Origin of the sequence: Agrobacterium sp. a22-2 (genome assembly GCF_012276985.1) — a bacterium.
In the GTDB taxonomy this organism is placed as follows: Bacteria; Pseudomonadota; Alphaproteobacteria; order Rhizobiales; family Rhizobiaceae; genus Allorhizobium.
Window position 1 is genome coordinate 131,151 of sequence record NZ_JAAXMM010000014.1, and the last position, 14,285, is coordinate 145,435.

At 62.3% G+C, this 14,285-nt stretch carries 11 protein-coding genes; 6 read left to right on the forward strand and 5 right to left on the reverse strand.

Annotation, left to right across the window (positions count from 1 at the left end; translation table 11 throughout):
• Positions 1-2: 2 nt before the first annotated feature.
• From HFC70_RS20795 to HFC70_RS20805, 3 genes are all read right to left on the reverse strand, one after another.
• A complete protein-coding gene (locus HFC70_RS20795) occupies positions 3-1,169 on the reverse strand; it encodes a dihydrodipicolinate synthase family protein (RefSeq protein ID WP_168475206.1) in 1,167 nt (388 codons plus the stop codon).
• A gap of 2 nt (positions 1,170-1,171) precedes the next feature.
• Positions 1,172-2,317, reverse strand: coding sequence for a Gfo/Idh/MocA family protein (locus HFC70_RS20800; protein ID WP_168475207.1), 1,146 nt, complete (start codon positions 2,315-2,317; stop codon positions 1,172-1,174).
• A gap of 148 nt (positions 2,318-2,465) precedes the next feature.
• On the reverse strand, positions 2,466-3,173 hold the full coding sequence (locus HFC70_RS20805) for a TetR/AcrR family transcriptional regulator (protein WP_168475208.1): 708 nt from the start codon (positions 3,171-3,173) through the stop codon (positions 2,466-2,468).
• A gap of 189 nt (positions 3,174-3,362) precedes the next feature.
• Here HFC70_RS20805 and HFC70_RS20810 point away from each other — a divergent pair, with 189 nt between their 5' ends.
• The 6 genes from HFC70_RS20810 to HFC70_RS20835 all read left to right on the forward strand — a co-directional run bounded on the left by HFC70_RS20810 (position 3,363) and on the right by HFC70_RS20835 (position 9,739).
• On the forward strand, positions 3,363-4,649 hold the full coding sequence (locus HFC70_RS20810; protein ID WP_168475209.1) for an ABC transporter substrate-binding protein: 1,287 nt from the start codon (positions 3,363-3,365) through the stop codon (positions 4,647-4,649).
• A 96-nt stretch (positions 4,650-4,745) separates the two neighbouring features.
• Complete coding sequence (locus HFC70_RS20815) at positions 4,746-5,621, forward strand: carbohydrate ABC transporter permease (RefSeq protein WP_210259367.1); 876 nt, start codon at positions 4,746-4,748, stop codon at positions 5,619-5,621.
• The gene (locus HFC70_RS20820) at positions 5,614-6,495 is read left to right on the forward strand and encodes a carbohydrate ABC transporter permease (protein WP_168475211.1); all 882 of its coding nucleotides are present in this window, start codon (positions 5,614-5,616) and stop codon (positions 6,493-6,495) included. Before HFC70_RS20815 ends, HFC70_RS20820 begins: the two co-directional genes overlap by 8 nt.
• A 28-nt stretch (positions 6,496-6,523) precedes the next feature.
• Positions 6,524-7,549: a Gfo/Idh/MocA family protein gene (locus HFC70_RS20825; protein ID WP_168475212.1), complete on the forward strand. Its 1,026-nt coding sequence runs from the start codon at positions 6,524-6,526 to the stop codon at positions 7,547-7,549.
• Positions 7,550-7,553: 4 nt separating this feature from the next.
• The gene (locus HFC70_RS20830; protein ID WP_168475213.1) at positions 7,554-8,624 is read left to right on the forward strand and encodes a Gfo/Idh/MocA family protein; all 1,071 of its coding nucleotides are present in this window, start codon (positions 7,554-7,556) and stop codon (positions 8,622-8,624) included.
• Positions 8,625-8,662: 38 nt separating this feature from the next.
• The gene (locus tag HFC70_RS20835; protein ID WP_168475214.1) at positions 8,663-9,739 is read left to right on the forward strand and encodes an ABC transporter ATP-binding protein; all 1,077 of its coding nucleotides are present in this window, start codon (positions 8,663-8,665) and stop codon (positions 9,737-9,739) included.
• A gap of 37 nt (positions 9,740-9,776) precedes the next feature.
• On the opposite strand, the gene HFC70_RS20840 is transcribed toward HFC70_RS20835, so the two are convergent.
• Together HFC70_RS20840 and HFC70_RS20845 are read right to left on the reverse strand one after the other, a co-directional pair.
• On the reverse strand, positions 9,777-12,995 hold the full coding sequence (locus tag HFC70_RS20840; RefSeq protein WP_168475215.1) for an efflux RND transporter permease subunit: 3,219 nt from the start codon (positions 12,993-12,995) through the stop codon (positions 9,777-9,779).
• Positions 12,996-13,034: 39 nt separating this feature from the next.
• Positions 13,035-14,264 (reverse strand): efflux RND transporter periplasmic adaptor subunit, encoded by a 1,230-nt coding sequence (locus HFC70_RS20845; RefSeq protein WP_168475216.1) that lies wholly within the window; start codon positions 14,262-14,264, stop codon positions 13,035-13,037.
• Positions 14,265-14,285: the final 21 nt, after the last annotated feature.

Consider the following 14,285-nt stretch of genomic DNA (forward strand, 5'->3'; position numbering starts at 1 on the left):
GCTCAGGCGATCCCCTGCGCGGCCAGCAGCCGGCGCATGCGGGCACTGGCATCTTCCGGATCGGCCAGCACGCCGGCTCTGTCGGCCAGCCGGAACAATTCGGCCAGATGCACCAGCGAGCGGGCACTTTCCTGCCCGCCGATCATGCGGAAATGATCCTGCAGGCCGTTGAGATAGGCCATGAAGACCACGCCGGTCTTGTAGAAGCGGGTCGGCGCCTTGAAGATATGCCGAGACAGCGGCACGGTCGGCTCCAGCAGTTTGAAGAACGTCTCGGTCTGGCCGCTACCCAGCGCTGCCAATGCCGCAGAGGCAGCCGGTGCGATCGCATCGAAAATGCCGAGCAGCGCATCGGAATGGCCATCGGCACCGCCGGCGATCAGTTCGGCATAGTTGAAATCGTCGCCGGTATACATGCGCACGCCCTTCGGCAGCCGGGCGCGCATGGCGATTTCCTTCTCCTTCGACAGCAGCGATACCTTGATGCCATCCACCTTGTCTGGATGCGCTTCGATGGCCTTGAGGCAGGTGTCCATTGCCGCCCAATGGTCGCTCGAGCCCCAATAGCCTTCCAGTGCCGGATCGAACATTTCGCCGAGCCAGTGGATGATCACCGGCTGGCGCACCTGGCCGAGAATGCGGTCATAGACCTTGAGATAGTCGTCCGGCCCGGCGGCACAGGCGGCAAGCGCCCGGGAGGCCATCAGGATGATCCGTCCGCCAAGAGCCTCGACAAAACCGATCTGCTCTTCGTAGGCCGCGATCACGGCATCGAGCGTCAGGCCGGGCGCGGGCAGCAGATGGTCGGTGCCGGCACCGCAGGCGATCAGCGCATCCGGCCGGCTCTTTGCGTCCGTCAGCGCCCGGCGGATCAGGTCCTGCGCCTCGGGCCAGGCCAGACCCATGCCGCGTTGCGCGGTGTCCATGGCTTCGGCCACGCCGAGGCCCAGATCCCAGAGGCGGTGCCGGAAGGCCAATGTGCGGTCCCAGTCGATGGCCGGCGTCAGCCAGGGGTCGTTGTCGGCGAGCGGATCGGCGACGACATGGGCGGCGGCAAAGGCGACGCGCGGAAATTCGGCCGCCGAGCGCCTGAAAAGCGGGATCGGCGTACCTGTCGTCTCATAGGTCTCGATGCGGCGGTCGCCGGTGGGAAGCAGCAGCTTGGCCATGGTCAGAGATCCAGCGGTTCGACATCGAGCCAGCGCCGCTCGGCCCAGCTTTTCAGGCCGAGGGCCGCCAGCTGCACGCCCTTGGCGCCTTCGTCGAGCGTGTAGTCCCAGGGACCATCCTCGACCACATGGCGCAGGAACATTTCCCACTGCACCTTGAAGCCATTGTCATAGACCTGGTTGTCCGGCACCTCGTCCCAGGTCTTGTAGAAATCCATGGTCTGCGGCTGGTCGGGGTTCCACACCGGCTTTGGCGTATTGACCCGGTGCTGGGTCCAGCAGCGGGTCAGGCCTGCCACCGCCGAACCATGGGTGCCGTCGACCTGGAAGGTGACGAGATCGTCGCGGCGCACGCGAACCGCCCAGGACGAATTGATATGGGCGATCACCCCGCCCTCCAGCTCGAAGGTCGCATAAGCCGCATCGTCGGCATCGGCCTTGTAGTGCTTGCCGCCTTCGTCGACGCGTTCCGGGATATGGGTGGCACCAAGGCAGCTCACCGATTTGACCGCGCCGAACAGGTTATCCAGCACGTAGCGCCAATGGCACAGCATATCGAGGATGATGCCGCCGCCATCGGCGGTGCGGTAGTTCCAGGACGGGCGCTGCGCGGTCTGCCAGTCGCCTTCGAACACCCAGTAGCCGAACTCGCCGCGCACCGAGAGGATCTTGCCGAAAAAGCCGCTGTCGCGCAGCATGGCAATCTTGCGCAGGCCGGGCAGGAACAGCTTGTCCTGCACCACGCCGTTCTTCAACCCCGAAGCCTTGGCCTTGCGCGCCAGAGCGACGGCCACGTCGAGATCATCCGAAATCGGCTTTTCGCAATAGACGTGCTTGCCGGCGTCGAGCGCCCGGCTGATCAGATCGGCGCGCATCAGCGTCGTGCCGGCATCGAAGAAAATAGTGTCGTCCGGATTGGCCAGCGCCGCCTCGACATCCGTCGACCAGCGATCGATGCCGTATGTCCTGGCCAGTTCCTCGAGCTTGGCGCCGTTGCGCCCGACGATGATCGGGTCCGGCATCAGCCTTTCGCCGTTCGACAGCACGATGCCGCCCTGCTTGCGGATGGCGACGATCGAGCGGATGAGATGCTGGTTCAGCCCCATGCGCCCCGTCACGCCATGCATGATGATCCCGATACGCTTCATGATTTTCCTCCCGAATATCCTCCTGTCCGGCTCCCTCCTGAGCCTTTCGGCCCGGTCCGAACAGTGCAATAGTTGTAACTATCTGGTTACAAGATCGCGCAGGAAAATCGGTTTTGTCAATCTCCCCGAGTGATATTTTTGGATCAGGTCAGCGTTTGAGCGATGCCAGCGTGACGGAAACGATATGTTCGCCCCAGGCCTTGATCGCCGCCGGCGCCGTCAGTTCACGGCCAAAAATCGTCGACAGCGTATGGCGGTTCTGCAGGTAGAAAAAGCCGAGGGCGGCGATCGTCATATAGACCGAAACCGGATCGATCGCCGGCCGGAACAGGCCCGCCTCCTCGCCACGCCGCAGCACATCAGACAGTTCGTCGATGAAATGCGAATGCATCTCGGCAATGCGGCTGGAGCGTTTCAGATATTGCGCCTGCATCAGGTTCTCGGTGGCCAGCAGACTCAGGAATTCGGGATGCTTGAGGAAATAGGTCCAGGTGAACAGGGCGAGCTCGCGAATGCCCTCCTCCGGTTCGCGATGGGTGAGGTCGAGGCTCTTTTCGGCACTGCGGATCGACACATAGGTCGCCTCCAGCACGGCGAGATAGAGCGCCTCCTTGTCGCCGAAATAGTGGTAGAGCATGCGCTTGTTGGTTTTGGCACGCGCTGCAATGGCGTCGATCCGGGCGCCGCCAAAACCGTGTTCGGTGAATTCCGCCGTGGCGGCTTCGAGAATTTGAGCATGGGTGCGCTTGGGATTGCGGGAGGCGCGCTTCGGCGCCTCGCTCGCCGGCTGATCATGCGATGTGCCGGTGGCTCCGTGGTCCTTGCCCGGTCTGCTCTCTCCATCTTCACTTTTCATGCCCGCCTCCACGCCCCGCGACGTTGCCCTTGAAAATAAATCACTTTTCGGAGCGTTTCGGAAGCTCTTCGAAAAGGTCGACGATTGACGCTTGACAGCTGTCGGATTTCTCGCCAACTTGTAACCAATTAGTTATTTGCTGCAAAGTAAATTCGGAAGTTCATCTGGAAAACTGGGGAGGAGACCAGGATGACGTTGACGATCGACAGGCGTAGTGTGCTTTCGGGCATGGCCGCCACACTGGCATTCGGTGCATTGGGAGTGAGAGGAGCGATGGCGGCAACGTCCATGCGCTTCCTGTGGTGGGGTTCGAAAGACCGCACCGAGAGAACGTTCGCGGCGATCAAGGCCTATTCGGGCAAGGCCGCGGACGTGACCATCGAAGGAGAATCCTTCGGCTGGGACAATTACTGGACGCGCCTTGCGACCCAGACCGCCGGCGGCAATTCGCCGGATCTGATCCAGATGGATTACCGCTATATTTTTGAGTATGCGCGCCGCGGTTCGCTGCTCGATCTGACGCCCTATATGGGCAAGGGCCTTGATATCGAGGCCTTCGGCGACGCCAATATCAATTCCGGCAAGGTCGATGGCAAGCTCTATGGCGTCAATCTCGGCGTCAACTCCGGCATCACCATCCTCAACAAGGATGGCTGGGCGGAATCCGGCGTCGAAGAGCCCAAGGACGATATGACCTGGGAGCAATTCGCCGACAGCTGCGCCAAGCTGACGGCTGCCAAGAAGCGCCGCAGCTTCTACGGCACGCAGGATGCCAGCGGCCTGGAATCGGCGCTGGAATGCTGGCTGCGCCAGCGTGGCAAGGCGCTTTACGATGCGGATGGCGCGGTGGCCTTCACGGCGGCCGACATGACCGACTGGTTCAAGTTCTGGGGCGAGATGCGCGAAAGCGGCGCCTGCGTTCCGGCCGATATCCAGGCCCTCGATCAGCTGACGATCGAAACCAGCATGGTATCGCTCGGCAAGGCGGCAGCGTCCTTCGCCCATTCCAACCAGTTCATCGGCTATCAGGCGATCAGCAAGGAAAACCTCGGCATCGTCAGTTATCCGATCAACGGAACCGACGGCAAGCCGGGCCAGTATCTCAAACCCTCGATGCTGGTCTCGGTCTCTGCCGCCTCGCCAAACAAGGATGCGGCGGTCGCCTTCGTCAACTTCCTGGTCGGCGACGAGGATGCGGCCAAGGCGCTCGGTGTCGAGCGTGGCGTGCCGGCCTCCTCCAAGATCCGCGACTTCATGGCGCCGACGCTCGATGACGACGCCAAGACGGTGGTCGATTACATCGCCCGCCTGACGCCGAAGGTCGGTGCTTTGCCGCCGCCGCCGCCGAACGGCGCTGGTGAAAACCAGTTCCTCTTGAAGAAGATCGCCGAAGAGGTGGCCTTCAAAAAGACGACGGCCGAAGACGCCGGTGCTAAGTTCGCGGAACAGGCAGCCGCAAACATCAAGCGAGGCTAAGCCGTGACCCATGTCCGAAACGAGGGAGCTGGCGCGACAAGCGCCAGCCAGCGACCCCTTGCGTCCGAAAAAACCGCCTATGCGCCGCCGAGCGCGCTGGCACGCAATGCACCGGGCTATCTCTTTCTGCTGCCCTGGTTCATCGGCTTCTTCGGCCTGACGCTCGGGCCGGCCGTCGTTTCGCTCTACCTGTCCTTCACCAACTACAACCTGCTGGAAGCGCCGGATTTCGTCGGCTTGTCCAATTACGTGCGCATCGCCACCGACGACGAGAAGTTCATGTCGTCGATGCGCGTCACGCTGTTCTACGTGCTGTGCTCGGTGCCGCTCAAGCTGACCTTCGCCCTGATGGTGGCGCTGCTGCTCAATCGCGGCATCCGTGGCCTGCCGGTCTATCGCGCCATCTTCTACCTGCCGTCCCTGCTCGGCTCCAGCGTGGCCATCGCCGTTCTGTGGCGCCAGCTGTTCGACGGCGATGGCGTGGTCAATGTGCTGCTGTGGAACCTGTTCGGCATCGAGGGGCCGAGCTGGATCTCCAATCCGGATTATTCGCTCTATACGCTGGTCGTTCTCGCCATCTGGCAGTTTGGCTCGCCGATGATCATCTTCCTGGCCGGTCTGCGGCAGATCCCGGTCGACATGTACGAGGCGGCCAGTCTCGACGGCGCCTCCAAGGTACGGATGTTCTTCAAGATCACCCTGCCGCTGCTGACGCCGGTGATTTTCTTCAACGGCGTCGTGCAGACCATCGACGCCTTCAAGGCCTTCACGCCGGCCTATGTGATCTCGTCGGGCACCGGCGGGCCGATCGACTCGACGCTGTTCTATACGCTCTACCTCTACCAGGAAGCGTTCGGCTATTTCCGCATGGGCTATGCGGCTGCCCTTGCCTGGATCCTGGTGATCATCATCGCCTTGTTCACCGCCTTCTCGTTCCTGTCTTCACGCTATTGGGTTCACTACGATGACTGACATGGCGACACCGCTCACCAACGACATCAATCCGCCGCTCGAGCGCTCGCGCCTGGCCTCCCTTGCCATCCACGCGACCCTGTTCGTCGCCTCGATCGTCATGCTCTATCCGTTGTTGTGGATGCTGTCGGGCTCGATGAAGGACCAGAGCGAAATCTTCGGCCAGGCGACGCTGATCCCGCAGAATTTCGACCTCAGCGCCTATGTGCGCGGCTGGTTCGACGGACAGGTGACCTTCGGCACCTATTTCTGGAATTCGCTGGTCATTGCCGTGCTCTCGGTGATCGGCAATGTGATGTCCTGCTCGCTGGCGGCCTATGCCTTTGCGCGGCTGAAATTCTGGGGCCGCGATTTCTGGTTCGCGTTGATGCTCGGCACGCTGATGCTGCCCTATCACGTCACCCTGATCCCGCAATATATCCTCTTCCTCGAACTCGGCTGGGTGAAGACCATCCTGCCGCTGGTCGTGCCGAAATTTCTGGCGGTCGATGCCTTCTTCATCTTCCTGATGGTGCAGTTCTTCCGCGGCATCCCGCGCGAACTGGACGAGGCGGCGATGATGGACGGCTGCAGCCCCTGGCGGATCTACTGGCGGATCATGCTGCCGCTGTCGACGCCGGTGCTGGCCACCGCCGCGATCTTCTCGTTCATCTGGACCTGGGACGATTTCTTCGGACCGCTGATCTATCTGAGCGACATGAACACCTACACGGTGCAGCTCGGCCTCAGGTCCTTCGTGGACTCCACCGGCAATTCGGACTGGAGCGGCCTGTTTGCCATGTCGAGCCTGTCGCTCATCCCGGTCTTCCTGATCTTCCTGTTTTTCCAGCGCCTGCTGATCGATGGTATCGCGACCGCCGGCCTGAAACGTTGATATCTTTTACTAAAGAAGGAATAGCTGCATGAGCGCCTTGCGCTTCGCCGTCATCGGCATCAATCACGACCATATCTATGGCCAGGTCAACGTCATGCTGCGGGCCGGCGCCGAACTGGTGGCCTTCCACGCCATCGAGGACGATCTGGCCAAGATCTTCGCCGAGCGGTATCCCCAAGCGGTCCGCGTCGACGACAGCCGTCGCATTCTCGAAGATGGCTCGATCGCGCTGGTGCTCAGTGCGGCTATCTGCGCCGAACGGGCCGGCATCGCGGTGGCTGCCATGCGGCACGGCAAGGATGTCATGCTGGACAAACCCGGAATGACGACCTTCGAGCAGCTGGCCGAGGTGCGCAAGGTGCAGACCGAGACCAGCCGCATCGTCTCCATCCTCTATTCCGAACATTTCGAGACCGCCTCGACCGTCAAGGCCGGCGAACTGGTCAAGGCCGGCGTGATCGGCGAGGTCATCCACACCACCGGCCTCGGGCCGCACCGGCTGCGCAAGCCGACCCGGCCGGACTGGTTCTTCGAGCGCAACCGCTACGGCGGCATCCTGTGCGATATCGCTTCCCATCAATGCGAACAGTTCCTGTTCTTCACCGGTTCGCTGGAGGCCGAAGTGCTGTCGGCAACCGTCGCCAACCGCGCCAATCCGGAGACACCGGGTCTGCAGGACTATGGCGATATCCACCTGAGCACCCCGAAGGCGACCGGCTATATCCGCGTCGACTGGTTCACGCCGGAAGGTCTGCCGACCTGGGGCGATGGCCGGTTGTTCATCGTCGGCACCGAAGGCACGATCGAGCTGCGCAAATATCTCGATGTGGCCGGACGGCCCGGCACCGATCATCTGTTCCTGAGCGACAAGAAGGGTGTCCAGCACATCGATTGCTCCGGCTTCGAGCTGCCCTATGGCCGGCAGTTTGCCGCCGATATCCGCGATCGCACCGAGACCGCCATGGGGCAGGAACACTGCTTCAAGGCGATGGAACTGGCATTGAAGGCCCAGCAGGTCGCCGAAGCGACGCCGGCCGCAAAGATGGAAGGCTGACACCATGAGCAATCCTATGAAAGTCGCCGTCATCGGCCTCGGCATTGGCCGCTCGCATATCATCGAGGGTTATCTGCCCAATGCCGATCGCTACGAACTGGCCGTGCTCTGCGATCTCAATGAAGAACGGCTCAAGTCCGTCGGCGATGAATTCGGCGTTACCCGGCGCGTCACCAGTTTCGACAAGGTGCTGGCCATGCCGGACATCGACATCGTCGACATCTGCACCCCGCCCGGCTCCCATTTCGAGCTGGTCCAGCAGGCGCTGGCTTCCGGCAAGCATGTGGTCTGCGAAAAGCCGCTGGTTGGCTCGCTGGCTGATATCGACGTGCTGATGGAGGTCGAGAAGACGGCCCGCGGCCGGCTGATGCCGATCTTCCAGTACCGCTATGGCGACGGCGTGCAGAAGGCCAAGCGGATCATCGACGCCGGACTGGCCGGCAAGGCCTATGTGGCAACGGCCGAGACTCATTGGGTGCGGACCCCCGAATACTATGCCGTTCCCTGGCGCGGCAAATGGGCAACCGAGCTTGGCGGCGTGCTGATGACCCACGCTATCCATCTGCATGACATGCTGACATTCCTGATGGGACCGATCGGCGGGTTGTTCGGCCGCGTCGCCACCCGCGTCAACGACATCGAGGTCGAGGATTGCGTCAGCGCCAGCCTGGTGATGGAGAACGGCGCGCTGGCGACGATCAGCGCGACGCTCGGCTGCCCGGAAGAAATCAGCCGGCTGCGCTTGTGCTTCGAGAACGTCATTTTCGAAAGCAATAATGCGCCCTACAATCCCGGCAGCGATCCGTGGAAGATCAATGCGACCAATCCGGACACCGCCGCCAGGATCGATGCGCTTCTTGAGGACTGGACGCCGGTGCCGATCCGCTTTGCCGGGCAGATGCGCGATTTCCACGATGCGCTGGTCAACGGCACCCCGCTGCCGGTGACGACCGCCGATGCCCGCCAGGCGCTGGAGCTGGTGACGGCGTTTTACCAGTCCTCCGAGACGCGGCAGGAAGTGCGCTTTCCGGTCGGCCGGGAGAGCCCGAAATATAAGAGCTGGAGGCCGGCGTGAATATGCGTGCAGCAGTACCGCCACGGGAGGAGACAGTCATGGCAACCAGCGTTTCGCTACAAAAGGTCGTCAAGCGTTACGGCGCGCTCGAAGTCGTGCATGGCGTCGATCTGGAGATCAAGCCGGGCGAATTCGTTGTGTTCGTCGGCCCGTCGGGCTGCGGCAAGTCGACCTTGCTGCGCATGATCGCCGGTCTTGAGCCGATCTCGGGCGGCAACCTGCTGCTGGACGGCGAACGGATGAACGACGTGCCGTCATCCAAGCGCGGCATTGCCATGGTGTTCCAATCCTATGCGCTCTATCCGCATATGTCGGTCTACAAGAACCTCGCCTTCGGTCTTGAAACGGCGGGCATGAAGAAACACGAGATCGAGCCCCGCGTACAGCGCGCCGCCGATATCCTGCGCATCGGCCCGCTCTTGCAGCGCAAGCCCAAGGCGCTGTCCGGCGGCCAGCGCCAGCGCGTCGCCATCGGCCGGGCGATCGTGCGCGAGCCGAATATCTTCCTGTTCGACGAACCGCTCTCCAACCTCGATGCCGAACTGCGCGTGCAGATGCGCGTCGAGATCGCCAAGCTGCACCAGAGCCTCGGCAATACGATGATCTACGTCACCCATGACCAGATCGAAGCGATGACCATGGCCGACACCATCGTTGTTTTGAATTCCGGCCGCATCGAGCAGGTCGGCGCGCCGCTGGAGCTCTATAACAATCCGAAGAACAAGTTCGTCGCCGGCTTCATCGGTTCGCCGCGCATGAACTTCATCGAAAGCCATTTCGTCAGCACAGGCGCGGAAACCGCCATCGAGATCAACGGCCGCAACGTGCCGCTGCAGCGCCAGGTGACGACGGCCAAACCCGGCGACAAGGTGACGTTCGGCGCCCGGCCGGAACACCTGACCGTGCAGCCGCGCGGCGTGGCTTTGGGCGAGGCCCATGTCGACCTGGTCGAGCATCTGGGCGGCCAGACGATCCTTTATGTCTCCATGCAGGACGGTCAGGCGCTGGCCCTCGTTCTGGAGGACCAGCAGCCGGTCAAATCAGGCGACAAGGTCGGGATCCATATCGATCCCGAACGCTGTCACCTGTTCGGCGCCGACGGCAACGTTCTCTAGCAGAGCGCCCGCCCCGTCGACCTTCTTGCCTTGCCGTCTATCCGTGCGGTGTCGACACGGCCGGTGTCGCTGCCGTATGGACGGGCACCTCGTTGGCATGGGCAACCGCGCCGTTTTTGCTCAATGGTCGATAGCCCGTCATGGCCCGCACCAGCATGTAGAAGACCGGTGTCAGGAACAGGCCGAACAGCGTGACCCCGATCATGCCGGAGAACACCGCCACGCCCATGGCGCTGCGCATTTCCGAGCCGGCGCCGGTCGAGACGACCAGCGGAACGACGCCCATGATGAAGGCAAGCGAGGTCATCAGAATCGGCCGCAGACGCAGGCGGCTGGCCTTGACCACGGCATCGAACGGCGTCGCCCCTTCGAATTCGAGCTCGCGGGCGAATTCGACGATCAGGATCGCGTTCTTCGCCGACAGACCCACCAGCACGATCAGGCCGATCTGCGTGAAGACATTGTTGTCGCCCGCCGTCAGCCAGACGCCGGCCAGTGCTGCGAGAATGCCGAGCGGCACGATCATGATGATCGACAGCGGCAGGGTCAGGCTTTCATATTGGGCGGCCAGCACGAGGAACACCAGGAGGATCGCCAGCGGGAAGATCAGCACGCCGGAATTGCCGGCAATGATCTCCTGATAGGTCAGCTCCGTCCATTCGAAACTGATGCCGGCCGGCAGGGTTTCGGCTGCGATCCGCTCGACCGCGGCGCGTGCCTGTCCGGACGAGACGCCTGGGGCCGCATTGCCGTTGATATCGGCGGACAGGAAGCCGTTGTAGCGCATCGCCCGTTCCGGCCCGGCACTGGAATTGACCGTCAGCAGGGCCGAAAGCGGGATCATTTCACCCGAGCCGGACCGGACCTCAAGCTTGCCGATATCCTCGGCCTGCGCACGGTACGCCGCGTCGGCCTGGACACGGACGGAATAGGTCCGGCCGAATTTATTGAAGTCGTTGACATAGACCGATCCGAGATAGATCTGCAGCGTGTTGAAGATCTCCGTCAGGGGTACGTTCAACTGCCGGGCCTTGGCGCGATCGACATCGGCATAGAGCTGCGGCACGTTGACCTGATAGCTGGAGAACAGCCCGACCAGTTCCGGCGTCGCATAGGCCTTGGCGAGGAACCCCTTGACCGCTGCGTCAAGCGCCTCATAGCCAAGCCCGTTGCGGTCCTCGATCTGCAGCTTGAAGCCGCCGATCGCGCCCAGGCCTTGCACGGGCGGCGGCGGGAAGATGGCGCTGAAGCTTTCCTGGATGGCGCCAAGCTCCATATTGAGGCGTCCGGCAATGGCGCCGGCCGAAAGGTCCGGAGTCTTGCGCTCTTCGAAGGGCTTCAGAGACAGGAAGACGATGCCGGCATTGGACGAGTTGGTGAAGCCGTTGATCGACAGGCCTGGGAAGGCGATGGCGCTCTCGACGCCCGGCACCTTCAGCGCGATATCGCTGATGCGGCGCACGACGTCCTCGGTACGGTCCAGCGACGCGCCGTCGGGCAATTGCGTGAAGCCGACGAGATATTGCTTGTCCTGCGGCGGCACGAAGCCGCCCGGAACCGCCTTGAACAGAAAGAAGGTCGAGCCGAGCAGCACCAGATAGATGCCCATCATGATCGTCTTGCGCGAAATGAAGGTTCGCACACCCCGCCCATAGGCGTTCGATCCGCGGGAAAAGACCGCATTGAAGCCGCGGAACAGCCAACCGAGCAACCTGTCCATGATCCGCGTCAGCCGATCTTTCGGGGCATCGTGCCCGCGCAGCAGCAGGGCAGCCAGTGCGGGTGACAAGGTCAGCGAGTTGAAGGCGGAAATGACCGTCGAAATGGCGATCGTCAGAGCAAACTGCTTGTAGAACTGGCCAGTCAGGCCAGAGATGAAGGCCAGCGGCACGAAAACGGCAACCAGCACCAATGCGATGGCGATGATCGGGCCGGATACTTCGCGCATCGCCTTGTAGGTCGCCTCGCGCGGCGGCAGCCCCTCCTCGATATTGCGCTCGACATTCTCCACCACGACGATCGCATCGTCGACGACGATACCGATGGCCAGCACCAGGCCAAACAGGCTGAGCGCATTGATGGAGAACCCGAACAGCTGCATGACGGCAAACGTGCCGACGATGGAGACCGGAACGGCGATCAGGGGGATGATCGAGGCCCGCCAGGTCTGCAGGAAGAGGATAACCACGACCACGACAAGGGCGATCGCCTCCAGCAGCGTATCGACGACGGCCTCGATGGAGGCACGCACGAATTGCGTGGTGTCGTAGACGATCTCGTAGCTGACGTCGTCGGGCATGGTCGTCTTGATCTCGTCCATCACCGCGCGCACCTGGTCGGCAATCTCGATGGCATTGGAACCAGGCGCCTGGAAGATCGGGACCGCCACGGCCTGCTTGTTGTTGAGCAGCGACCGCAGGGAGTATTCGGCCGACCCCAGCTCGATGCGCGCCACGTCGCTCAGCCGCGTGATGGCGCCGGACGTGCTGGTCTTGATGATGATCTCGCCGAATTCCTCCTCGCTCTGCAACCGGCCTTGCGCATTGACCGACAGCTGCAGGTCGACGCCCTCAAGGTTCGGCGAAGCGCCGATGACGCCTGCTGCGGCCTGGATGTTCTGGGCGCGGATTTCGTCAACGATGTCGGAGGCGGACAGGCCGAGCTGCGCCATCTTCTGCGGATCGAGCCAAATGCGCATCGAGTAGTCGCCCGAGCCGAACAGTTGCACCTGACCGACGCCATCGATGCGCGCCAGCCGATCCTTGACGTTGATCAGCGCATAGTTGCGCAGATAGGTCATGTCGTAGCGGCCTTCGGGCGAGGTCAGGTGCACCACCATCATCAGGTCGGGGGAACTCTTGATGGTGGTAACGCCGAGACGGCGAACTTCTTCCGGCAGGCGCGGTTCGGCCTGGCCGACACGGTTCTGCACGAGCTGCTGGGCCTGGTCCGGATCGGTCCCGAGCTTGAAGGTGACTGTCAGCGTCATCAGGCCGTCGGTGGTCGCCTGGCTGCTCATATAGAGCATATCCTCGACGCCGTTGATCGCTTCCTCCAGCGGCGTCGCCACCGTTTCGGCAATCACCTTGGGATTGGCGCCGGGATAGTTGGCACGCACGACGATCTGGGGCGGCACGACATCGGGATATTCGGAAATCGGCATGATCGTCAGCGAGATCAGGCCACCGAGAAAGATGAGAAAGGAAAGAACGCCCGCGAAAACGGGGCGATCGATGAAGAAGTTGGAAATGTTCATGTCGCGGTCCGCCGTTTCGCGTTGATGGCCGAAATCGTCTTAACGACTAGCCGGTTCTAAGATGGAGGCCTGCAGCTGCGGATCGGCGCCGCCGTTCATGGACACCATCTGCGGTTCCACGAGAGCACCCGGCCGAATGCGCTGCAGCCCGTTGACGACGATACGTTCCTTGGCCGAAAGGCCGCTGGTCACGATCCGCAAGCCGTCCGACTTCGCGCCGACCGAAATCTCGCGGTATTCCGTCGTATTGTCGGGTTTCACCACCATGACGAATTTCTTGTTCTGGTCGGTGCCGATCGAGCGTTCGTGGATCAGCACGGCCTCTGTCGTCTTTGAGCGGCCCATCTTCAGCCGCGCGAACTGGCCCGGCATCAGGGAGCCATCGGCATTGTCGAAGACCGCACGGACGCGCACGGTGCCACTTTGCGGATCGACGCTGCTGTCGACCAATTGCAGCCTGCCCTTGACGTCCGACCGGCCGGCAATGTCCATCTGCACCGGCACGCGGTCGATGAAATTGCGGGCATGCACGCCTTCCGGCAGATCGGAGAGAACGCCGGAAACGACGCTCTCGTCCGCCTCGAAACTCGCGTAGATCGGGTTGAGCGAAACCAGCTGGGTCAGGATCGGCGACGAAGAGCCGGCGGCAATCAGGTTGCCGGCGGTTACCTCGATCTTGCCGATCCGTCCAGAGATCGGGGCGCGTATTTCCGTATAGCCGAGATTGAGCTGCGCCGACTGCAGAACGGCGCGGGCCGCCTCGAGATCGGCGACGGCACTGGCTTCGGCATTGACGCGCTGGTCATAATCGCTTTGCGACACCGCACTCGACCCAACCAGCTGCTTGCCGCGCTTCAATTCCGTGCGCGCCAGAGAAGCTCTAGCCTCTGCAGCAGCCACCTCGGCACGGGCACGGGCGACTTCAGCCTCGTAAGGGGCTGGGTCGATCGTCACCAGCAGATCACCCTTTTCGACAAGCGCGCCTTCCTGGAAATGCACCTTTTCGATGGCACCGGCCACACGCGACCGCAACTCGACACGATCGACGGCTTCCAGACGGCCGGAAAACTCCTGCCATTGGTTGATCGGCCGCGCCTCGACGACCGCCACAGAGACGGGCACGGCAGCCGGAGCCGCCGGCGTTTCGGCAGCAATACCGGCACCGGCCTTGCTGCCAAGGATATCGAAATAGAGGGTTGGAACGACTGTAGCGACAGTCAGCACCAGACCGGCAGCGAGAAGGTTCCGCTTGGAATTTTCAATCGACATCGGGGCGATCCTTGTTTCTGA

Bases quoted from the DNA above. Each gene is read 5' to 3' on its own strand.
- HFC70_RS20795 (WP_168475206.1), bottom strand. From the start codon at position 1,169: ATGGCCAAGCTGCTGCTTCCCACCGGCGACCGCCGCATCGAGACCTAT.
- HFC70_RS20800 (WP_168475207.1), bottom strand. From the start codon at position 2,317: ATGAAGCGTATCGGGATCATCATGCATGGCGTGACGGGGCGCATGGGG.
- HFC70_RS20805 (WP_168475208.1), bottom strand. From the start codon at position 3,173: ATGAAAAGTGAAGATGGAGAGAGCAGACCGGGCAAGGACCACGGAGCC.
- HFC70_RS20810 (WP_168475209.1), top strand. From the start codon at position 3,363: ATGACGTTGACGATCGACAGGCGTAGTGTGCTTTCGGGCATGGCCGCC.
- HFC70_RS20820 (WP_168475211.1), top strand. From the start codon at position 5,614: ATGACTGACATGGCGACACCGCTCACCAACGACATCAATCCGCCGCTC.
- HFC70_RS20825 (WP_168475212.1), top strand. From the start codon at position 6,524: ATGAGCGCCTTGCGCTTCGCCGTCATCGGCATCAATCACGACCATATC.
- HFC70_RS20830 (WP_168475213.1), top strand. From the start codon at position 7,554: ATGAGCAATCCTATGAAAGTCGCCGTCATCGGCCTCGGCATTGGCCGC.
- HFC70_RS20835 (WP_168475214.1), top strand. From the start codon at position 8,663: ATGGCAACCAGCGTTTCGCTACAAAAGGTCGTCAAGCGTTACGGCGCG.
- HFC70_RS20840 (WP_168475215.1), bottom strand. From the start codon at position 12,995: ATGAACATTTCCAACTTCTTCATCGATCGCCCCGTTTTCGCGGGCGTT.
- HFC70_RS20845 (WP_168475216.1), bottom strand. From the start codon at position 14,264: ATGTCGATTGAAAATTCCAAGCGGAACCTTCTCGCTGCCGGTCTGGTG.